The 19,222-nt window shown below is 64.5% G+C and carries 22 protein-coding genes; 8 read left to right on the top strand and 14 right to left on the bottom strand.

Annotated features, from left to right (window positions below; translation table 11 throughout):
* The 4 genes from JQ587_RS16420 to JQ587_RS16405 form a co-directional block, all read right to left on the bottom strand.
* Positions 1–912, bottom strand: a complete 912-nt coding sequence (locus JQ587_RS16420; protein ID WP_212425955.1) for an ABC transporter permease — start codon at positions 910–912, stop codon at positions 1–3.
* On the bottom strand, positions 909–2,069 hold the full coding sequence (locus tag JQ587_RS16415) for an ABC transporter ATP-binding protein (RefSeq protein WP_212425954.1): 1,161 nt from the start codon (positions 2,067–2,069) through the stop codon (positions 909–911). The genes JQ587_RS16420 and JQ587_RS16415 overlap by 4 nt, the downstream gene beginning before the upstream one ends.
* 52 nt (positions 2,070–2,121) lie before the next feature.
* Positions 2,122–3,591: a glycerol-3-phosphate dehydrogenase gene (locus tag JQ587_RS16410; RefSeq protein WP_212425953.1), complete on the bottom strand. Its 1,470-nt coding sequence runs from the start codon at positions 3,589–3,591 to the stop codon at positions 2,122–2,124.
* Positions 3,592–3,726: 135 nt separating this feature from the next.
* Positions 3,727–6,405, bottom strand: coding sequence for a sensor domain-containing protein (locus JQ587_RS16405; RefSeq protein WP_212425952.1), 2,679 nt, complete (start codon positions 6,403–6,405; stop codon positions 3,727–3,729).
* Between the two features lie 205 nt (positions 6,406–6,610).
* On the opposite strand from JQ587_RS16405, the gene JQ587_RS16400 reads away from it, so the two are divergent.
* The gene (locus JQ587_RS16400; protein WP_212425951.1) at positions 6,611–7,714 is read left to right on the top strand and encodes an NAD(P)/FAD-dependent oxidoreductase; all 1,104 of its coding nucleotides are present in this window, start codon (positions 6,611–6,613) and stop codon (positions 7,712–7,714) included.
* 146 nt (positions 7,715–7,860) lie between these two features.
* On the opposite strand, the gene JQ587_RS16395 is transcribed toward JQ587_RS16400, so the two are convergent.
* Positions 7,861–8,043 (bottom strand): YdcH family protein, encoded by a 183-nt coding sequence (locus JQ587_RS16395; protein WP_057757317.1) that lies wholly within the window; start codon positions 8,041–8,043, stop codon positions 7,861–7,863.
* Between the two features lie 328 nt (positions 8,044–8,371).
* On the opposite strand from JQ587_RS16395, the gene JQ587_RS16390 reads away from it, so the two are divergent.
* The 3 genes from JQ587_RS16390 to JQ587_RS16380 all read left to right on the top strand — a co-directional run bounded on the left by JQ587_RS16390 (position 8,372) and on the right by JQ587_RS16380 (position 9,229).
* Complete coding sequence (locus JQ587_RS16390) at positions 8,372–8,578, top strand: YdcH family protein (RefSeq protein WP_018641547.1); 207 nt, start codon at positions 8,372–8,374, stop codon at positions 8,576–8,578.
* 158 nt (positions 8,579–8,736) lie between these two features.
* Positions 8,737–8,955, top strand: coding sequence for a hypothetical protein (locus JQ587_RS16385; RefSeq protein ID WP_212425950.1), 219 nt, complete (start codon positions 8,737–8,739; stop codon positions 8,953–8,955).
* 22 nt (positions 8,956–8,977) lie between these two features.
* Entirely contained in the window at positions 8,978–9,229 is a 252-nt protein-coding gene (locus tag JQ587_RS16380; protein ID WP_148753968.1) for a hypothetical protein, read from the top strand.
* A 2-nt stretch (positions 9,230–9,231) separates the two neighbouring features.
* Here the strand turns inward: JQ587_RS16380 and JQ587_RS16375 are convergent, their stop codons facing one another.
* A complete protein-coding gene (locus JQ587_RS16375; RefSeq protein WP_212425949.1) occupies positions 9,232–9,954 on the bottom strand; it encodes a GGDEF domain-containing protein in 723 nt (240 codons plus the stop codon).
* Positions 9,955–10,095: 141 nt separating this feature from the next.
* Here JQ587_RS16375 and purE point away from each other — a divergent pair, with 141 nt between their 5' ends.
* Positions 10,096–10,584: a 5-(carboxyamino)imidazole ribonucleotide mutase gene (gene purE, locus JQ587_RS16370; RefSeq protein WP_212298208.1), complete on the top strand. Its 489-nt coding sequence runs from the start codon at positions 10,096–10,098 to the stop codon at positions 10,582–10,584.
* Positions 10,581–11,687, top strand: coding sequence for a 5-(carboxyamino)imidazole ribonucleotide synthase (locus JQ587_RS16365; RefSeq protein ID WP_212425948.1), 1,107 nt, complete (start codon positions 10,581–10,583; stop codon positions 11,685–11,687). The genes purE and JQ587_RS16365 overlap by 4 nt, the downstream gene beginning before the upstream one ends.
* Before the next feature lie 35 nt (positions 11,688–11,722).
* Here JQ587_RS16365 and aqpZ read toward each other — a convergent pair whose 3' ends face one another.
* Entirely contained in the window at positions 11,723–12,445 is a 723-nt protein-coding gene (gene aqpZ, locus JQ587_RS16360; RefSeq protein ID WP_212298210.1) for an aquaporin Z, read from the bottom strand.
* Between the two features lie 259 nt (positions 12,446–12,704).
* Between aqpZ and rpsU the strand changes: the two genes are divergently transcribed.
* Complete coding sequence (gene rpsU, locus JQ587_RS16355; protein ID WP_027545547.1) at positions 12,705–13,001, top strand: 30S ribosomal protein S21; 297 nt, start codon at positions 12,705–12,707, stop codon at positions 12,999–13,001.
* A 251-nt stretch (positions 13,002–13,252) separates the two neighbouring features.
* Positions 13,253–13,903 carry a tetratricopeptide repeat protein gene (locus JQ587_RS16350; protein ID WP_212298211.1) on the top strand — a complete coding sequence of 217 codons (651 nt, stop codon included), beginning with the start codon at positions 13,253–13,255 and terminating at the stop codon, positions 13,901–13,903.
* Between the two features lie 31 nt (positions 13,904–13,934).
* On the opposite strand, the gene JQ587_RS16345 is transcribed toward JQ587_RS16350, so the two are convergent.
* The 7 genes from JQ587_RS16345 to JQ587_RS16315 all read right to left on the bottom strand — a co-directional run bounded on the left by JQ587_RS16345 (position 13,935) and on the right by JQ587_RS16315 (position 19,211).
* The gene (locus tag JQ587_RS16345) at positions 13,935–14,882 is read right to left on the bottom strand and encodes a hypothetical protein (protein ID WP_212425947.1); all 948 of its coding nucleotides are present in this window, start codon (positions 14,880–14,882) and stop codon (positions 13,935–13,937) included.
* Between the two features lie 93 nt (positions 14,883–14,975).
* A complete protein-coding gene (locus JQ587_RS16340; protein ID WP_212425946.1) occupies positions 14,976–15,260 on the bottom strand; it encodes a cupin domain-containing protein in 285 nt (94 codons plus the stop codon).
* Between the two features lie 23 nt (positions 15,261–15,283).
* A complete protein-coding gene (locus tag JQ587_RS16335; protein WP_212298214.1) occupies positions 15,284–16,381 on the bottom strand; it encodes a calcium:cation antiporter in 1,098 nt (365 codons plus the stop codon).
* A 60-nt stretch (positions 16,382–16,441) separates the two neighbouring features.
* Positions 16,442–17,242: an alpha/beta hydrolase gene (locus JQ587_RS16330; protein ID WP_212425945.1), complete on the bottom strand. Its 801-nt coding sequence runs from the start codon at positions 17,240–17,242 to the stop codon at positions 16,442–16,444.
* Between the two features lie 22 nt (positions 17,243–17,264).
* A complete protein-coding gene (locus JQ587_RS16325) occupies positions 17,265–17,435 on the bottom strand; it encodes a hypothetical protein (RefSeq protein ID WP_212425944.1) in 171 nt (56 codons plus the stop codon).
* Between the two features lie 18 nt (positions 17,436–17,453).
* Positions 17,454–18,854 carry an NAD(P)(+) transhydrogenase (Re/Si-specific) subunit beta gene (locus JQ587_RS16320; protein WP_212425943.1) on the bottom strand — a complete coding sequence of 467 codons (1,401 nt, stop codon included), beginning with the start codon at positions 18,852–18,854 and terminating at the stop codon, positions 17,454–17,456.
* 39 nt (positions 18,855–18,893) lie between these two features.
* The gene (locus JQ587_RS16315; protein ID WP_014492434.1) at positions 18,894–19,211 is read right to left on the bottom strand and encodes a proton-translocating transhydrogenase family protein; all 318 of its coding nucleotides are present in this window, start codon (positions 19,209–19,211) and stop codon (positions 18,894–18,896) included.
* Positions 19,212–19,222 lie beyond the last annotated feature (11 nt).

Raw genomic sequence — 19,222 nt, 5'->3', positions numbered from 1 at the left:
TCACCGCTCCTCCAGCTGCCGCCGCTGCAGCCGCTCGTAGAGCAGAAGCGGCAGCAGCAGCACCACGAGCAGCACGATCGCGGCGCTCGAGGCAACCGGCCAGTCCTTATTGGTGAAGAATTCCAGCCACAGCGTCTGGCCGATCATCAGCGAATTGGAGCCGGCCAGAAGATCCGGGATCACGAACTCGCCGACGATCGGGATGAAGCACAAGAGCACGCCGGCGCCGACGCCCGGCAGCGACAACGGGAACGTCACCAGCCAGAACACCTGCCAGGGTGGCGCGCCGAGATCGCCGGCTGCCTCCTCCAGTGCCGGCTCCATCTTGGCGAGCGTGGCGTAAAGCGGCAGGATCATGAACGGCAGATAGGAATAGACGATGCCGATATACATCGCAGTGTCCGTGGAGAGCCACACCACGGGCTCGCCAACCAGATTCAGCGCCAGCAGGATCTGATTGAGCAGGCCGTCGTGCTGGAGGATGTTGATCCAGGCATAGATGCGGATCAGGAACGAGGTCCAGAACGGCACGATCACCAGCACCATCGCCACCGCCTGCCAGCGCTTCGGCAGTCGCGCCATGCCATAGGCGATGGGATAGCCGATCAGCAGCAACAAGGCGGTCGCCGTGACGGCAACGATGAGACTGCGCAGGTAGGCGAACACATAAAGGTCGTCCGAGGTGAGCAGTCTGAAATTGTCGATCGAGAGCGCGGCAAAGGCCGCCCGGATCGCCGTCCATCCCGCCGTCAGGTCGAACACCGGCTCGTAAGGCGGCTGCGCGATCGCAGTTTGCGACAGGCTGATCTTCAGCACGAAGCCGAACGGCACCAGGAAGAACAGCACCATCCAGACATAGGGCGCGATCGCGGCGAAGCGCGCCGGTCGCGCGAAAATCCGGCGGGCGCTCATGACGGCAGCACCACGCAGTCGTCGGGCGTAAACCAGGCCACGACATGCTGGTTCAGGCTGTAGGCATCGACATCGAGGCGCGCGCTGTTGGCGACGGACGCCTGCACCAGGCCGCCGGAATCGAGCTTCACCTTGTAGGTGGTGGTGCCGCCGAGATAGCAGATGTCGGCGATCACGCCGTCGAGCCGGTTGATCGCGGCTTCACGACCGGCTTCGCTCACGGGGCCACGACGCGACAGCTTGATCTTCTCGGGGCGGATCGCGACCGAAAATCGGCTTTCACCGACGGGCTGGCGCGGCTCGGCCACCACCAGCGTGCCAGCATCGCGCGTGCCAACGACCAGGCGATGACCGTCTCGCAATTTGGACTCGGCGTCGAACAGATTGATGTCGCCGACGAACTCCGCGATCCAGCGTGACCGCGGCGCCTCATAGAGCTCACGGGGGCCAGCGACCTGGACGAGCTTGCCGGCGTTCATCACGCCGATTCTATCAGCCATCGTCATCGCCTCCTCCTGGTCGTGGGTAACGATGATGAAGGTCATTCCGAGACGGCGCTGCAGCTCCATCAGCTCGCCTTGCGTGCTCTCGCGCAGCTTCTTGTCGAGGGCGGCGAGCGGCTCGTCGAGCAGCAACAATTGCGGCCGGCGCGCCAGCGCGCGGGCCAGCGCGACGCGCTGTCGCTGGCCGCCGGAAAGCTGGTCGGGCTTGCGCTTCTCCAGTCCCTCGAGCTTTACCAGCGCGATCATCTCCGCGACGCGCGTCGCGATATCGGCGCGCCCCATACCGGCGCGCTTGAGGCCGAAGGCAATGTTGTCGCGCACCGACAAATGCGGAAACAGCGCGTAATTCTGGAACATCATGTTGATCGGCCGCTCATGCGGCAGCGCCTGCGCGATATCCTTGCCGCCGAGCAGGATGCGCCCTTCATCGGGAGCTTCGAAGCCCGCGAGCATGCGCAGCAGCGTGGTCTTGCCGCAGCCGCTCGGACCCAGCAGCGCAAAAAACTCGCCGGCCTTGATGTCGAGCGACACGCCGTCCACGGCACGGAACGTCCCGAATCTCTTCGCCACGTTCTCGATCCGCAGCAGCGGCTCACCCCCAGTCGGCTGACTGTCTCCAGCCACGGCGTCCGTTTTGGGCAATTCGTCCGTCATGGTCCCTGCCAACCCCGATGCCGCCGCACGCTAGCGGCGGATCGTGCTTTGCTCAACCGGTTCGAGGCGGATCCGCCATGAACACAGCCAGTGCGTCGCGGTCCCCCGCGGGCATGGTCAGGCCGAGCTTGGAACGCCGCCACAGGATGTCCTCGGGGAAGCGCGCCCATTCGCGGGCCATGAGATAACGCACCTCGACGCCGGTCAGCTCGGGACCAAAGCCCGGGCCGAGCTCGTCCCGCGTCTTCGCCTCGCCCAGCACGGCCGGCAATCGCGTGCCGTAGGCCGCAACCAGGCGCCGGGCCTGCGGTTCAGAGAGAAAGCGCCAACGATGGCAGGCGTGATCGACTTCGGTCTCGAAACGATCCCAGGCGAAATCTCCTCCCGGCAATGCTGCGCCGGCAGTCCAAGGTCGCGACATCGGATAGAACGGCGTCAGCCGCGTCACTGCCCGCTCGGCGCGAAAGCGCGAGGTCGTGACGTCGCCGCCGAACATGGTGAGCAGCGGCGCTTTGCGCCGGCGCGCATGAAACAACGTCGTCCCGTCGCGCCGCCGCGCGGACGCGAGCGTCAGATTGACGCCGGAAGCCGTGCGCACCACGTCGGTCGGAGCAACGCGCTCGCGGAAATAGCGGCTCGCGGCGTCGCAGAGATAGCTGACGTCGGCCCCCGGCATCGCGACGATCGCGGGATCGCCGATGAAGTCGCGCGTGACCGTGCCAACCAGCGTGAAATCCCGCTCGAACGGGCTGGCAAAAATCAGCCGACCATCATTGTTCTGGAACACATAGACGTTGTCGGATTCAAACAGCCTCGGCACGACGATCTGGCTCATCTGCATCGCCACCATCGGCGGCCGCGGCTGCCGCAGCACGGTCTCCGCAACCATCGACGTCCAGCCGCCGGTGGCATTGGCGAGCGCATTCGCCGTGATCACTCGGCGATGGCCGCGATCGACCAGAGCGAGTCGCCAGATGTCGGTTCTGTCGGCGCGCACGCAACGCGCGCCAGTGCGGATCGCGGCGCCGCGCTCGGCGGCATCCAGCGCCGTGAGCACCACCAGGCGCGAATCGTCGACGACGCAATCGGCGTATTCAAAGGCGATACCGAACGGACGCTTCAGCGCGTTGCCGACCGGATGATGCGTGATGTCGAGGGTCGTCGATCCCGAGAGGCCGCCGCGGTTCGTGAGAGCGTCGTAAACATACAGGCCCGCACGCAACAACCATGGCGGACGCTCGTCGGAATGGGCGGGGATCACGAAGCGCATCGGCCGCACCAGATGCGGCGCGATTCTGAGCCAGGTCCGGCGTTCGGCCAGCGCCCGGCGCACCCGCCGGAAGCCGCGCCGCTCCAGCACCGCCAAGTCGCCATGGATCAATCGTGGCGTCGCCGACGAGGCGGCAGCGGCCAGATCGCCCTGCTCTATCAGGATCACCCGCAGCCCGCGGCCGGCGGCATCGCGGGCGAGACTGACGCCGTTCAGGCCGCCGCCGATGATCGCGAGATCGTAGTGCGCCATGAGACCGTCGAATGGGAGCGAAGCGCTCCATCACTAGAACCATTTCCGTTCCGATGAAATCGGAACGGGGCCCTTGATTGCTATTTCGACGCGTTTTCTTGACGTGAACCGGCCGCTACTTCGCTTGACGACGCTTTAGCCGGTCTTGAGCGCAAGCTCCAAGGCCTCGACGCGGCCGACGAGGCCGGCATATTGCCCGATCGGAAGCGGCTTGCCGAGCAGATAGCCCTGCACGCCGTCACAGCCTTCCCTGGCGAGGAAGGCGAGCTGGTCGATCGTCTCGACGCCCTCGGCGATGATCGACATTTCGAGGCCGTGACCGAGGTCGATCACGGCGCGGACGATCGCCGCCGATTGCGGGTTGCGGCCGAGATTGATGATGAAGGCGCGGTCGATCTTGATCTTGTCGAACGGGAATGCCTGCAGATAGCTCAGCGAGGAATAGCCGCTGCCGAAATCGTCCATCGAGATGCGGACGCCCAGCGCCTTCAGCCGGCGCAGCAACGCCAGGCCGCGATCAAAATCCTCGATCAGCACGCCCTCGGTGATTTCGAGCTCGAGCCGGCCGGGCGCTAGCCCGGTCTCGATCAGGATCGAATGGACGAGCCCGACCACGTCGCCGTGCATGAACTGCGCCGGCGACAGATTGACCGCGACCTGGAGCGGCTTCGGCCACGACGCCGCCTCGCGGCAGGCCTCCCGCAGTATCCATTCGCCCATCTCGACGATCAGGCCGCTTTCTTCCGCGATCGGGATGAATTCGGCCGGCGAGACCTGGCCGCGCACCGGGTGCTGCCAGCGTGCCAGGGCCTCGAAGCCGATGATCTCGCTCTCGGCGACGCTGTTGCGCGCGATCCCCTGCGGCTGGAAGGCAAGCGACAGCTCGCCGTTCTTGATTGCCTTCGACAGGTCCTGGTGCAGCACGCGGCGGTCGCGGATCTGCTGGTCCATCTCAGGCTGGTAGAGGCTGATCGTGCCGCGCGATTTTTGCTTGGCGCGGAACAGAGCCGCACCGGCATTGGCGAGCAGCGCGGCGCCGTCGGGGCCGTTGTGCGGGAAGATCGACATGCCCGTGGTGATGCCGGCACGGACAGCGCGGCCGTCGATGTGGAATTCCGGGGCCAGCGCCTCGCCAAGCTGCTGGGCCAGCGCGAGGCCCACGTCGGGCTGCTTGCCGTCGATGATCAGGCCGAATTCGTCGCCGGAAAGACGCGCCACCAGGCCGCCGCGTGCGGTGTCCTGGAGCCGCTGGGCCACCTCGACCAACAGCTTGTCGCCCAGCGCATGGCCGAACACGTCGTTGACTTCCTTGAGGCCGTCGAGATCGACGCAAAGGACCGCGAATTCCTCGTCGGTCCCCTCGCAGGCCTCGATCATCTGGTTGAGCGCCTGAAGGAAGGCGGCACGGTTCGGCAGGTCGGTGAGGCCGTCATGGTAGGCCATGTGCGCCATGCGCGACTCGGTCTGCCGGCGGTTGGTGACGTCCTCGTGGGTCTTGATCAGATATTGCGGCTCGCCGGCGTCGTTGAGCACCGTGGCACGGCGGGTCAGGAACAGGCGCAGGCCGTCCTTGGTGGAGATCGGATGCTCCTCGGTGATCATCCCGCGTTTCTTGATCGCGGCTTCGTCGCGCGCGATGATCAGCTTGGCTTCCTTGGCATTGAAGATGTCGGAGGCGGTCAGGCCGGTGGCTTCCTCGCGCCTGCGATTGAGGATCGTCTCGGCGCTGCGGTTGGCGAGCAGATAGCGGCCATCCTTGACCTGCTCCACGATCAGCGCCACCGGGATGTTGTCGACCACGAGCTCGAGGAATTTCTTGGTGCTCTCCAGCTCCTGCGACAGCGACTGCCGATCGGTGATGTCCTCGAACACCACCAGCAGAAATTCTGGCTTGTTGCTCTCGTTGCGAACCACGATGCGGATCGAGGCGACCATGCGCCGCGCGCCGGCACGATCGACCTCGAACTCATTGCGGTACTGGCCGTCCGGCGAATCGAGCGCTGCCCGGTCGGCCGCCTCGATGCTGGCCGCCGAGCCGGGTCCAAACAGCTCCCGCGCGTTCCTGCCGACGGCAAAGTCCCGCGACAATCCCCAGAACCGCTCATAGGCGCTGTTCGCGAAGATATAGCAGCCGTCCTCGATGTTCTTGGCGGCCACGCAGGCCGGCACGTGGTCCAGCACCGATTCCAGGAATTGCTTGGTGGAAGCGAGCTGTCGCGACAGCCTGCGCTGTTCGCTGACGTCCAGATGCGTCGCCACCGAGCCGCCGTTCGGCAGCACGAAATATTTCACGAGGATAGCCCGTCCGTCCGGCAGTTCCGTGATCAGGCCATTGGAGCTCGACGCCTTGTCGAAAAATTCGTCGTCGGAGGCGCCCAGCACCCCGCGCTTGCGTCGGAGCTCGAGGAGTTCGTGACCGTTCATGCCGGCCCGGAGGTCCGACCGCGTCAGGCCGTAGATCTCCAGATAGCGGTCGTTGCAGAAAATGATGCGCCGCTGCGCATCCGTCATCACCACGCCCTGGTTGAGATTGTTCATGGCGGAGGAGACGAAGGCGTTGCGCCGCAATTGCGAACGCTTGCTCCGGCGCAGCGCGGAATGGATCCACAGCGCGATGGCGACCAGAAACGCGCAGATGACAACGCCCCCGATCAGGGCTTCCCAGGCCAGATTGGGGTCGACATCGCCAAGATGACTCGGCGGAATGAGGCTGTTCGCATAGGCACGCGAAGGCGCGACCGCGCTGGCCAGGCACACGACGGCCTGCACAGCAATCGGAAGCATGCTGCCTTCGTGCCAGTTCTTCTCAGCCATCAGCCACCCGCGATTTCAACTGCGGATTGTCTGGCTTCACGGGTTTGGATCGGGTAAACGCCTGTACGCCCAACAGAAAAATGTGACGTGAATTACGGCAATTGCCCTGACATGATAAATGCTTCCTTAACGGAAAATGGTCGCGCGGCACGTTTCCCAAGCAAACCGGCGCCCCCGGCACCTTCAGCGGGACTTCTGCACAAACATGGATAAGGTCGACTGCGTCGTCATCGGAGCCGGCGTCGTCGGGCTCGCGGTGGCAAGGAGGCTCGCGCAGGCCGGGCGCGAGGTGATCGTGCTGGAGCAGGCCGAGGCCATCGGCACCGTCACCTCCTCGCGCAACAGCGAAGTGATCCACGCCGGGATCTATTACCGCGCCGGAAGCTGGATGGCGCGGATGTGCGTCGGCGGCAAGCAAGCGCTGTATCGCTATTGCGGCGAGCGCGGCATCCCGCACAAGAACTGCGGCAAGCTGATCGTCGCGACCAATGCGAAGGAAACCGAGAAGCTGCAATCGATCAAGGCGCATGCCGAGGCCAATGGTGTGCTCGACATGCAGCTGCTCTCGGGCGAGGCCGCGCGTGCGCTGGAGCCGGCGCTGGCCTGCGACGCCGCGCTGCTGTCGCCGTCGACCGGCATCATCGACAGCCATGCCTACATGCTCTCGCTGCGCGGCGAGGCCGAGGACGCCGGCGCCGCCTTTGCGTTTCACACGCCGCTGATCCGCGCCAAGGCCGACGCCGGAATGATCGAGATCGAAACCGGCGGCGAAGCGCCGATGACACTGCAATGCGGTCTGCTCGTCAACGCTGCGGGGCTTTCGGCCACGACCGTAGCGCGTCACATCGACGGCATGCCGGTCGACCGGATTCCGCCGGCCTATCTCGCCAAAGGTAATTATTTCAGCTGCAACGCGCGCGCCCCGTTCTCGCGCCTGATCTATCCCGTGCCTGAGCCCGGCGGGCTCGGCGTCCATTTGACGCTGGACATGGCAGGACAGGCGCGCTTCGGCCCCGACGTCGAATGGATCGAGACCATCGACTATGAAGTCGATCCGTCACGCGCCGAGCGCTTCTACCCGGCAATCCGCAAATACTGGCCGGCGCTGCCCGACGGCGCGCTGATGCCGAGCTATTCGGGCATCCGCCCGAAGATCGTGCCGCCGGCCGTGGCCACGCAGGATTTTCTGATGCAGGGTCCGCGCGACCATGGCGTCGCAGGACTGGTCAATCTGTTCGGCATCGAATCGCCGGGACTGACATCGTCGCTTGCGATCGCCGACCACGTCGCGGAGCTCGCGGAAATCTAGGGAGCGTTTTCAGGCGGCGTCCGAGCAAGACCGACGCAATCGCGACCATCATCGCGCAGCGCGCACCCTACAGCCAGGGATGAGTGCAAAGGCTCTCATCCCTGCCTGAAAGGATATGATCAAACTCTACGCTGTTACGGGGGTTACTAGTGAAGCGTGTCGCCGGTTTGCTTCAGACGCTCGATCTGGTCCTTGACCATCAATTTGCGGCGCTTCAACTCAACAATTTGCAGGTCGTCTGTTGAAAGGTGCACGAGAGCTTCGTGCAATTCGTTTTCGAGAGTTTTGTGCTTCCGTTCCAATTCAACCAGATGTGCCTGAATTGTCATTCGAAACCTCCTCGGTAGGGGTGAACCTTGGATTCGATCCGGACGAGGAAGTGTACATCACCGATTCGTTCTGTCGATGGGTATCCGTCGTCGCACCGTCATTTTTGAAAATTCATATGTAACGAACCGTGAGTAAGGAACCACGCGGCGAAAAATCCATGATATCAATGTGCTTGCGCGACACTGCTGCGAATCGTTGCAATATCTTGCGAGAGAGCGGTGAGCGAAGGCCGTAGATCGCTTGCGGTCACGCCGCGCAAGGACGATAATTTCCACAGGGCATCCACAGCCTTAATCTCAAGCCTATCGGTTTTCGGCCACCGCAGACATGACCCATGAAGACGAGCGTGAGCTCGAAGCCGAGCTCACCCGGTTGCAGCAGGAACACCGAGATCTCGATGCGGCGATCGATGCACTGCATCAATCGCCCGCCCCCGACCTGTTGCGGTTGCAGCGGTTGAAGAAGCGCAAGCTGTTGTTGCGCGACCGTATCGCCTTCATCGAAGACCAGATCACGCCCGACATTATCGCCTGATCCACAGCGGTCGCGGTCTGCCGCGCTTGAATCCGCTTGACTCAATAAGAACAAAATAGGAACATTTAATTACTCCAACGGCCCAGAAATCGCCCGAGGAAGGCCCCCAAGGAACGCCCCGAGAAACGCCCCAAGCAACCCCCGCGAGGACAATGCAGATGTCGGCAACTGCCCTTTTGGACAACAGCTATTACGAACAAGCCTGCGATCAGGCGATCGCGATGTGCGACGGCAATCTGCGCAGCACCATCAAGGCGCTGATCATGGCCAACGAATATCTGGAGGCCGAGCTGGAAGAGCTGCAGGCAGCGATTTCGGCCGGCTGCATTCCCGAGACCTCGCGCAGCTGGACGCGAGGCAAGGGCAGCGCCGCATAGTTTTGATCACCGGAGCAACGCCATGTCAGATGTGACCTACTACGTTGCAATGCCCTTCCTGATCGATGCCGACGGATCGCCCGTCGCGGGCGCCGCGGAGGAATGCCAGAGCTCGACAGCCGCGCTGCGGCGCGCCGAGGCGCTGGCGCACGGAGCCGGCCATATCGGCGCGGTCGCATTCAGCCGCAGTGGAGATCCCATGACCGGCGAATTCGGCGACGCCACGCTGCTGCGCAAATTCGGCAACGTGCCGGAAGATCTGGCCACGCTATAGAGTCAGCTGCTCACGAGCCTGATCCGCGGCTCGTGCCGCCTTTGTGCCTTGCGCACATACATGGCGGCATCGGCCTCCTCCAGTGCGCGGGCGGAATCGGATTGCGCGCCGAGCGGTGCAACACCGGCGGAGGCGCCCGCGGTCACGTGCTGGCCGCGAAAGGTGAACGACAAATCGTCGATCGCCTGCTCGAAGACAGCTGCCTTCGCCTTCGCATCGGTCTCGCTGAGATTCCACAACAGCAGAGCAAACTCGTCGCCGCCGAGACGGCCGACCACGTCCGAGGCGCGGATCTGCCGCGCCAGGGTCGCGGCGATCGACTTCAACACCTCGTCTCCGGCGGCGTGGCCGAAGGAATCGTTGATCGGCTTCAGCCGGTCGACGTCGAGCACGATCAGTGCGCCGCTGGCGCGGTAGCGCTTCATGTAGGCGATGGCGCGGTGAAGCTCGCGCTCGAAGCCGCGCCGGTTCGGAATGTCCAGCAGGAAATCGGTGTCGGCCGCGGCCTCGAGCTCGGCGACGCGCCGCAGCGCCTGCGTCAGCTTGGTCCGCAGGCCACGGATGATCGCCTTGCTGGTGTCCTTGTTCGTGGCTTTGGCCGCGCCGGCGAACGCACGGCGCCCCGCCACAGCCGCGAGCCGCTTGGGTGCGGTTTTCGTTCGGCTTCCGCTGGTTTTTCGGCCCTTTTTGGCCTTCGCGGCGGTCGCCCTTTTTGGTTTCTTCATGGGCATCCTGCTCAATGAAGGCTTGCGGGGATTCACCAAGACAGGATAGTGCATTCCCTTCTCCTTGCCACCGCCTTGCGAGCCGCCGGCCGGAACCGTTAATCTGGCCTATCTTTCTGTTTTCCGAGCACAATTGACGTCATGACCGCGCCGATCGCCATCATCATGGGAAGCCAGTCGGACTGGGAGACGATGCGGCACGCTGCCGACACGCTTGCAGCCCTCGGCGTCGCCTCCGACACCCGCATCGTTTCGGCCCACCGCACCCCCGACCGGTTGTTTGCCTTCGCCAAGGGCGCCAAGTCGGCCGGCTTCAAGGTCATTATCGCCGGCGCTGGCGGCGCTGCGCATCTGCCCGGCATGGCCGCTGCGCTGACGGAACTGCCGGTATTCGGCGTGCCGGTCGAGTCCAGGACACTCAAGGGCATCGATTCGCTCTATTCGATCGTCCAGATGCCCGCCGGCATTCCGGTCGGCACCCTTGCGATCGGCAAAGCCGGCGCGATCAACGCGGCGCTGCTCGCGGCGTCCGTGCTGGCGCTGTCCGATCAGGCCCTGTCCGACCGCCTGGCCGCCTGGCGCAAGGCGCAGACTGAGGCCGTTGCCGAGCGCCCGGAGGACAAGGCGTGACTGACGCAAAGCAGGTGAAGCTGAAGCCCGGCGACACCATCGGAATCCTCGGCGGCGGACAACTCGGACGGATGCTGGCCATGGCTGCGGCACGGCTCGGCCTGCGCTGCCAGGTGTTCTCGCCCGATCCGGATTCGCCGGCCTTCGACGTCGTGCTGAACGCGACCTGCGCCGAATATGCCGACGTCGAGGCGCTCGAGCTGTTCGCCCACGACGTCGACGTCATCACCTACGAATTCGAGAACGTTCCGGCGGCAGCCGCCATGGTGCTGGACGCGCGCCGCCCGGTGCTGCCCAACCGCAAGATCCTCGAGACCACTCAGGACCGGCTCGCCGAGAAGGATTTCGTCACCCGGCTCGGCATCGGCACCGCAGCCTATGCGGACGTGACGTCAGTCGCATCGCTGCGCGAGGCGATCGTCAAGATCGGCCTCCCCGCCGTGCTGAAGACCCGCCGGTTCGGCTATGACGGCAAGGGCCAGGCCATCATCCGCGAGGGCGACGACATCGCGAAGGTCTGGACCAGCCTCGCCACCAAATCGGCGATCCTGGAAGCCTTCATCCCGTACGAGCGCGAGATCTCCGTGATCGCGGCGCGTGCTGCATCGGGCCAGGTCGAATGCTTCGACGTCACCGAGAACGAGCATCGCGACCACATTCTGAAGATCTCCCGCGCGCCCGCGCCGATCCCGGATGGGCTCGCCGAAGAGGCGCGCAGCATCGCCGGCAAGATCGCGACCGCGCTTGACTATGTCGGCGTACTGGCCGTGGAGATGTTCGTGCTCGCGAACGGCGGCGGATCGAAGGTGCTGGTCAACGAGATCGCTCCGCGCGTGCACAATTCCGGACATTGGACGCTCGACGGCGCGTCGGTCTCTCAGTTCGAGCAGCACATCCGCGCCATTGCCGGCTGGCCGCTCGGCAAGCCGGTGCGTCACGGCGAGGTCGTCACCATGACCAACCTGATCGGCGACGAGATCAACGATTACGAGAGCTGGCTGAGCGTGCCCGGCGCGACCGTCCACATCTACGGGAAGGGCGCGCCGCGCCCCGGCCGCAAGATGGGCCACGTCACCGAAGTCCGGCCGTCAAAGAGCAAGTGAGGGGACCGCAGCAAAGCTGCGATCCCTGTGCATCATCACGCCGTCTTCGCGCCCACGACGACGCCTGCGGGCTCCTCGCTGAGCCAGCGATAGATCACCCCGCCCAGTGCGCCGCCGATCAGCGGCGCAACCCAGAACAGCCAGAGCTGCGACAGCGCCCAACCACCGACGAACAGCGCAGGCCCCGTGCTGCGCGCCGGGTTCACCGACGTGTTGGTGACGGGGATGCTGACGAGATGGATCATCACCAGCGCAAGCCCGATCGCGAGCGGCGCGAAACCCGCGGGCGCGCGGCCGTGGGTCGCGCCCATGATGACGAACAGGAACATCATCGTCATCACCACCTCGGTGACGAAGCAGGCGATCATGCTGTACTGGCCGGGCGAATGCGCGTCATAGCCGTTGGAGGCAAAGCCCTTGGTGACGTCGAATCCCGGCGCACCGCTGGCGATCACATAAAGCAGCTCGGCGGCGACGATCGCACCACAGACCTGCGCGATGACATAAGGCAGGATCTGGCCGGCCGGAAACCGCCCGCCGGCGGCAAGGCCGACCGTGACGGCCGGATTGAGATGGCAGCCCGAGATATGGCCGATCGCATAGGCCATGGTGACGACGCTCAACCCGAAGGCCAGGGACACGCCGACCAGGCCGATACCGACTTGCGGAAAGCCGGCTGCAATCACCGCGCTGCCGCAGCCTGCGAATGTGAGCCAAAACGTGCCGATGGCCTCGGCAGCATATTTCTTCATGTCCATGTGGCATCTCCCCTGATTTCAAAGATTCCGGAACAATGTCCGCTACGGCCCTTCTTAGCGCCGATTCTCCCAAATCAGGGCCGCAAGGGGGCATTTTCGCCGCATTTAGTGGCTGAACTTGGCCCGAAATCCCGCTTGGCAGGTGGACATCCAGGGTTTTGTCTGATACATCCGCGCCCTCAAGGTTAAGGGCTTGCGCTTTTTGCCATCCCCTTTGACTTACCAGAATTCAAATCCGATCCACTGAAGAGGATGCCGCGTGCAGGTTCTCGTTCGCGATAACAATGTCGACCAAGCCCTCAAGGCGCTGAAGAAGAAGATGCAGCGCGAGGGCATTTTCCGCGAGATGAAGCTCCGCGGTCACTACGAGAAGCCCTCCGAGAAGAAGGCCCGCGAAAAGGCCGAAGCCGTGCGCCGCGCGCGCAAGCTGGCCCGCAAGAAGCTGCAGCGCGAAGGCCTGCTGCCGATGAAGCCGAAGCCGGTGTTCGGTGCTGGCCCCGGCGGCGAGCGCGGTGGCCGTGGCGGCCCCGGTGCAGGTCCGCGCGGACCGCGCTGATCTTGCCGATATTTCAAGACTGAGTTTTCAATAACGCGGGCTCCTGGCCCGCGTTATTATTTTGTGAGCGGTGCCTTTCTGGGACGGGGCACTACCGATGCGGCGCTAAAGCGCGATGAGACTGAGATTCATCATCGCGCCTTAGCTTTGTTGTTTGAGCATGGTCTCCGCGCAAACGCATTCCGCGTTTGTCGCGAGGGAAAACCGCTGCACAGTTTTCCGGATCATGCTCTAGCGCGAGCGAACCGTAGATGGCCTCCCCTATCCCTGAGCCCGGCTTGGCGCGGCTACGCCAGATCTGGCGCCAACCGCTCGCGCTGACCTTGGTGGGGATCGCGCTGTGCGGATGCTCCTTCGATCTGGGCTCGCTGACACCGGAAAAGGACAAGCCGCAGGAAACGCCCAAGGCGGCGGCCGCCCCGGATAGCGCCGTGAGTGCCGCCAACGTCGCCGAGGCCCAGACCCACACCGCAAAGGCCCAGGCACTCGCCAAGTCGGGCGAGACGCAGGCAGCGCTGGACGAATTCAATCGCGCCGTCGCGCTCGATCCCTACAACGCACAGGCTCTCTACGGCCGCGCCCTCCTCTACCAGGGCAACAACGAGCACGACTTCGCGATTGCCGATTTCGGTGCTGCGAGCGGACTCAATCCGCAGAAGGCCGAGCCACTGCTCGGCCGCGCTGTCAGCTATCTCGCCATCGGCAAGGTCAAGGAGGCAGCAGCCGACCTCGATGAGGCGTCCGAGGCCGATCCGCACAACGCCCAGGTCTGGACGACGCGCGGGCAGGTCTATGAGCGGCTCGGCGACAAGACCAAGGCGGCTGCGTCCTACAACAAGGCCGTCGCATTGCGCCCACGCGATGACGCCGCCCGCAGCGGCTTGGCCCGCGTCGGCGGCTGAAAGTTATCGGACAGCGCAGGCGCCATCCTGGTTAATCGGGGGTGGCGCCCTTCGGCAGAACCGCGTGGAACATCGACTTCATGCCCGACAGCATATCGTCGGCGACATTGGTCTTGGGTCGCGGCGCGGCCGCACCAGCGTCGGCGCGCAGATCGAGCGGCGGCGCGATCACCGGCACCGGAATGTCGGCGGGCGGCGTCAGCCGATTCGGATTGTCATTGCCGATCGAGGCCGTATAGGGGGGATTCGCCTGCGACGGGCCACCATTGCCGTAGGCCTCGGGCGACGGCGTCGACACATTGATCGGCGGCGGCAACGGGCGCACCGTCGACGGCACCGCAGTCACGACACGGGGAGCCTCCGGAACACGGGAGGCTTCCTGAACCGCCGGCTGGTCCGGCGTCCTCTCGGCCGCTTTGGCCTCGGCAGGCTTGACCTCGGTCGATTTGGCCTCGGCTGCCTTCTCAGCGGCTTTGCCCTCAGGCGACTTGCGCAGGCGCTCGATGGCGGCTCGCGCCAGATCGTTGGCGTCGGGAGTCGCGGCTGGGGAAGCCGCAGCCGGCGCTGAACTGGCCTCAACCACCGGCGCCGCGGCGGGCGCAGCCGGAGTGGACGCGACCGAGGAGGACTTCGCGGCCGCCTTCTCATGCGCCGGAGTACGGCCGCGCGATGCCTCGCCGGGAGCGACGTCCGCGGCCTTGGTCTCGGCAGGCTTCGTCTCGGCAGCCGGCTTGTCCGACGCGGCCTTCTCGGAAATGCTCTTCTCGGGGACGCCCTTGGCCTTGACGCCGGGGGCCGGGAGGTTGGCCACGTCGGCGGGCTTGCCGTTCTTGCCGGCATCGGCAGGCGTCACCACCGCGGCGGGGGTATCCGCCGCCGGCCTGGCGTTGATGTAGTGGTTAACGATGTAAGCCCCGATGATCGTCGCGAGCACCGAGGGGAAAATATCCATCGAGATTTTAGCGAGGTATTTCAGCATTTCTCGGCCACTCCCCGCGCGTTCTGATGCGGGAACTTTGGGGCATTGTAAGGGATCAACTGCGACGGATCGATGGCAAAGTTTACGCGTGCCTTACGGCTTCAGCTCAATCTCAAGGAACACGATCTCGGTTGAGGTTTCGTTAAGTACGTCGTGTTGGACGCCGGCTTTGCGGAAGTAGGATTTTCCGGCCGCGAGCTGTGCCTTGGAACGCCCGCCATCGGGCGCCACGATGGTCATTTCGCCAGCGACGACGGGAACGATCACGTAATCCATTCCGTGGGTGTGATGCCCGGTCGCGCTGCCCGACGCAAGCTGCCATTCGGTCACCCGGACCTCGTCATTGTCGACCTGAACCTCGGACTTGGCGGCAAGCATCGGAACTCTCCTGGAGAATCGGTTCAGGGCACGAACACCATGAACACGTAGACGGCAAATACCACCATATGGACCAGGCCGAACAGGACGTTGGTCCTGCCCGTGCCGAAGGTCAGCATGCTCAGCAAGAATGTCAGGAACAGCAGGGCCGTGTTCTGGGGATTGAGGCCCAGCACCAGCGGCTGCTCGATGACGTAGGTGGCGAGCCCGACCGCCGGAATGGTGAGGCCGATGGTGGCCAGGGAAGACCCGAGCGCCAAATTGATGCTCTTTTGGAGATCATTCTTACGGGCCGCGGTGACCGCGGAGACGCCTTCCGGCATCAGGATCAGCAGCGCGACCAGGAGGCCGGCGAACGCCGGCGGGGCGCCGATCCTGTCGGCGACGGCGTCCACCACCAGCGAGAATTTCTTGGCGAGAAGAACGACGGCCAGAAGCGAGATCAGGAGCAGCGCGATGCTCAGGGCCAGCATCTTGCCTGACAAATGCGTCTCCCCGCCCTCGCCGTCCGTTCGCTCGTGAACGAAGTAGTCCTTGTGCAGGACGATCTGGGTATAGAGGAACACGCCATAGAGCACGATGGTCACGAGGTCGACGAAGCCGAGCTGGAGCGTCGAATAGATCGGGCCCGGCGTGGTCAGCGTGTAGTTGGGCATGATCAGCGTGAGCGTCGCGAGTGCAATCAGCACGCTGAGATAGACGTTGGCGCCGGAGACCTGAAAACCCTGCTCACGGTAGCGAAGTCCGCCGATGAAGACGCAAAGGCCGACGAGGCCGTTGCAGACGATCATCACCACCGCGAAAACGGTGTCGCGGGCGAGCGTCGGCGCGGGCTTGTCGCCCAGCATGATCGTGGTGATCAGCGCGACCTCGATGATGGTCACCGCAAGCGTGAGCAGCAGCGTGCCGAACGGCTCGCCGATCCGCTCCGCGATCACCTCGGAATGATGCACGGCCGCGAACACGGTTCCGAACAAAATCACCAGCAGCACGACCGCGAACACACCGCCGCCGGCCGACAGGGTGAAACCGTAGCCCGTCACGGTGACAATCAGGAACAGCAGCACCGCCAGGGCGGGAAAGATCCAGGACGACCGCGGCATCGGTCCGTGCGCACTCATGCAGGCGATTCCTTCGTTAGACGGACCGATTATGCGCGAGAAGATCGCGCCCGTCAGCCCTCAGGAACCGTTGATGAAACCCCGCGCGATCTCGACGATGCCGAAATTGCCGAGATCGTCATGCCCGCCCGCAGGGATCCTAACGAACTGCTTTGGTTCTTGCGCCAGTGCGAACAGCTTCTCGCCGAAGGCGATCGGGATGGTCTGATCCTGCGCACCATGGACGATCAGCAGCGGCACTGTGACGCGTGCGATGCGCTGGTCGGAGTGAAGCGGATCCCGGATCAAGAGGCGGACCGGGACGAAGCGGAATTGCGCGGCCGCGACGTCGGCGATCGACGTATAGGGCGCCTCGAGGATCAGCCTTCGGATGGGATGTTCGGACGCGATCGCAACGGCAACGCCGGTCCCGAGCGAGAATCCCCAGGCGACGATGCGCTGCGCGTCATAGCGCGCCGTCGCGAACGAATACGCCGCCGCCCCGTCGCGCAGCAGGCCGTCTTCGCTCGGCGCCCCGCTGGATCCCGCATAGCCGCGATAGGACAGCGCGACCAGACCGGTGCCGTCGGCGGTGATCGCCTTGAAGCGCCCGGCGAGGCCGGCGAGAAAATCGCCGTTGCCGTGGAAGAACAGGACCACGGCATGGCCGGGCTTTGGCGGCATGTGCCAGACGATGACCTTCTCGCCGTCGGACGTGGTCAGGATGTGTTCCTCCGCGTCCGGAAATCCAGCGGCGGCAGGTGTGGTGCGCTCGGTGGTCGGGATCGGAAACAGCATGGTGCGCTGTTTCGCGAACAGCAGGACGAGGCCGGCGCAATAGCCGGCTGCGAGGATGATGGCGATCCATTTGAGCAACGTCATCGCGGCCCCCTCATTCCGGAGTTCAGGGCTTGGCGCGGCTCTCGAGCAGTTCGAGGACGTCGGCGCGGATACTCAGAGGGATCTCGCGGCAGCCGCCCGCCGCGGCATGGGCCGCGTGCCAGGCGACACGCTGCTCGCGCGTCGCCTTCGTCGGCATGCGATGGGACCGGTGCCACTCCCTGTTCAGGGCCACGGTCCGCGTCCCCTCGCGTTACATCGCCTTGACGATATTCTCGGTGACCTTCTTGGCGTCGCCGAGCAGCATCATGGTGTTGTCGCGGTAGAACAGCGGGTTGTCGATACCGGCATAGCCAGACGCCAGCGACCGCTTGATGAACATCACCGTGCCGGCCTTCCAGACCTGGAGGACCGGCATGCCGTAGATTGGCGAGGTCTTGTCCTCTTCGGCCGCCGGGTTGGTGACGTCGTTGGCGCCGATCACGAAGGCGATGTCGGCCTGCGCGAATTCGGAGTTGATGTCCTCGAGCTCGAACACCTCGTCGTAGGGCACGTTGGCCTCGGCCAGCAGCACGTTCATGTGGCCGGGCATGCGGCCCGCAACCGGGTGAATCGCGTACTTCACCTCGACGCCTTCCTTCTTCAGGATGTCGCCCATTTCGCGCAGCGCATGCTGGGCCTGCGCCACCGCCATGCCGTAGCCGGGCACGATGATGACCTTCGAGGCGTTCTTCATGATGAAGGCCGCGTCATCCGCCGAGCCGAGCTTGGCGGGCTTCTGCTCGCCGCCGGCTCCGCCGCCGGCCGCCGCGGTCTCGCCGCCGAAGCCGCCGAGGATGACCGAGACGAAGGAGCGGTTCATCGCGTGGCACATGATGTAGGACAGGATCGCGCCCGACGAGCCGACCAGTGCGCCGGTGATGATCAGCGCGGAATTGCCGAGCGTGAAGCCGATGCCTGCCGCGGCCCAACCCGAGTAGGAGTTCAGCATCGAGATCACGACCGGCATGTCGGCGCCGCCGATCGGGATGATCATGAGCACGCCGAGCGCCAGCGCCAGGATGACGATCATCCAGAAGTCGAAGGCACTGCCCGACATCACCAGCCCGACGATGAAAACGACGAGCGCGATCGCGAGACCGATGTTGATGATGTGACGGAACGGCAGGATGATCGGTGCACCGCTCATCCGCGCGGACAGCTTCAGGAACGCGATCACCGAGCCGGTGAAGGTCAGCGCGCCGATGGCGACGCCGAGCGACATTTCGACCAGGCTCTGCGCATGAATGTTGCCGGGAGTGCCGATGTCGAACGCCTCGGGCGCGTAGAACGCGCCGGCGGCGACCAGCACCGCGGCCATACCGACCAGCGAATGGAAGGCAGCGACCAGTTCCGGCATCGAGGTCATCGGCACGCGGCGCGCGATTACCGCACCGATCGCACCACCGATGGCGATACCGACAATCACCAGCACCCAGGCGAGACCGTCGGCTGGCGGATGATTGGCCAGCGTGGTGGCGACCGCAATCGCCATACCGATCATGCCGAACAGATTGCCCTGGCGCGACGACGCCGGGCTCGAAAGTCCGCGCAGCGACAGGATGAACAGCACCCCCGCCACGAGATACAAGAATGCAGAGAGATTAGCGCTCATCTCAGGTCCCCATTGATCCCATCAGCCCGAGGTGGCCGCTTACTTCGACTTCTTCTTGTACATCGCCAGCATGCGCTGGGTGACAAGGAAGCCGCCGAAAATGTTGATGCAGGCAAAAATCAGCGCGACGAAGCCAAAGGCACGCGCCCAGCCCGAACCGCTCGAGACGTTGGCAACGCCGCCGGCAAGCAGCGCGCCGACCACGATCACCGAGGAGATCGCGTTGGTGACGCTCATCAGCGGCGTGTGCAGTGCCGGGGTCACCGACCACACCACGAAATAGCCGACGAAGACGGCGAGAACGAAAATCGACAGCCGGAAGATGAAGGGGTCGACGACCTGTGCAGCATGCTCCATGACGGCTCTCC

Source organism: Bradyrhizobium manausense (assembly GCF_018130615.1).
GTDB lineage: Bacteria > Pseudomonadota > Alphaproteobacteria > Rhizobiales > Xanthobacteraceae > Bradyrhizobium > Bradyrhizobium manausense_A.
Note: the sequence above shows the minus strand (reverse complement) of the source record. Positions and strands in the feature narration are given on the sequence as shown.

Coding starts and splice junctions, on each gene's coding strand:
- JQ587_RS16390 (WP_018641547.1), top strand. CDS start 8,372: ATGACCCATGAAGACGAGCGTGAGCTCGAAGCCGAGCTCACCCGGTTG.
- JQ587_RS16315 (WP_014492434.1), bottom strand. CDS start 19,211: ATGGAGCATGCTGCACAGGTCGTCGACCCCTTCATCTTCCGGCTGTCG.
- JQ587_RS16380 (WP_148753968.1), top strand. CDS start 8,978: ATGTCAGATGTGACCTACTACGTTGCAATGCCCTTCCTGATCGATGCC.
- JQ587_RS16320 (WP_212425943.1), bottom strand. CDS start 18,854: ATGAGCGCTAATCTCTCTGCATTCTTGTATCTCGTGGCGGGGGTGCTG.
- purE (WP_212298208.1), top strand. CDS start 10,096: ATGACCGCGCCGATCGCCATCATCATGGGAAGCCAGTCGGACTGGGAG.
- JQ587_RS16410 (WP_212425953.1), bottom strand. CDS start 3,591: ATGGCGCACTACGATCTCGCGATCATCGGCGGCGGCCTGAACGGCGTC.
- JQ587_RS16345 (WP_212425947.1), bottom strand. CDS start 14,882: ATGCTGAAATACCTCGCTAAAATCTCGATGGATATTTTCCCCTCGGTG.
- JQ587_RS16350 (WP_212298211.1), top strand. CDS start 13,253: ATGGCCTCCCCTATCCCTGAGCCCGGCTTGGCGCGGCTACGCCAGATC.
- JQ587_RS16385 (WP_212425950.1), top strand. CDS start 8,737: ATGTCGGCAACTGCCCTTTTGGACAACAGCTATTACGAACAAGCCTGC.
- JQ587_RS16420 (WP_212425955.1), bottom strand. CDS start 912: ATGAGCGCCCGCCGGATTTTCGCGCGACCGGCGCGCTTCGCCGCGATC.
- JQ587_RS16335 (WP_212298214.1), bottom strand. CDS start 16,381: ATGAGTGCGCACGGACCGATGCCGCGGTCGTCCTGGATCTTTCCCGCC.
- aqpZ (WP_212298210.1), bottom strand. CDS start 12,445: ATGGACATGAAGAAATATGCTGCCGAGGCCATCGGCACGTTTTGGCTC.
- JQ587_RS16405 (WP_212425952.1), bottom strand. CDS start 6,405: ATGGCTGAGAAGAACTGGCACGAAGGCAGCATGCTTCCGATTGCTGTG.
- JQ587_RS16415 (WP_212425954.1), bottom strand. CDS start 2,069: ATGACGGACGAATTGCCCAAAACGGACGCCGTGGCTGGAGACAGTCAG.
- JQ587_RS16330 (WP_212425945.1), bottom strand. CDS start 17,242: ATGACGTTGCTCAAATGGATCGCCATCATCCTCGCAGCCGGCTATTGC.
- JQ587_RS16400 (WP_212425951.1), top strand. CDS start 6,611: ATGGATAAGGTCGACTGCGTCGTCATCGGAGCCGGCGTCGTCGGGCTC.
- JQ587_RS16340 (WP_212425946.1), bottom strand. CDS start 15,260: ATGCTTGCCGCCAAGTCCGAGGTTCAGGTCGACAATGACGAGGTCCGG.
- JQ587_RS16395 (WP_057757317.1), bottom strand. CDS start 8,043: ATGACAATTCAGGCACATCTGGTTGAATTGGAACGGAAGCACAAAACT.
- JQ587_RS16375 (WP_212425949.1), bottom strand. CDS start 9,954: ATGAAGAAACCAAAAAGGGCGACCGCCGCGAAGGCCAAAAAGGGCCGA.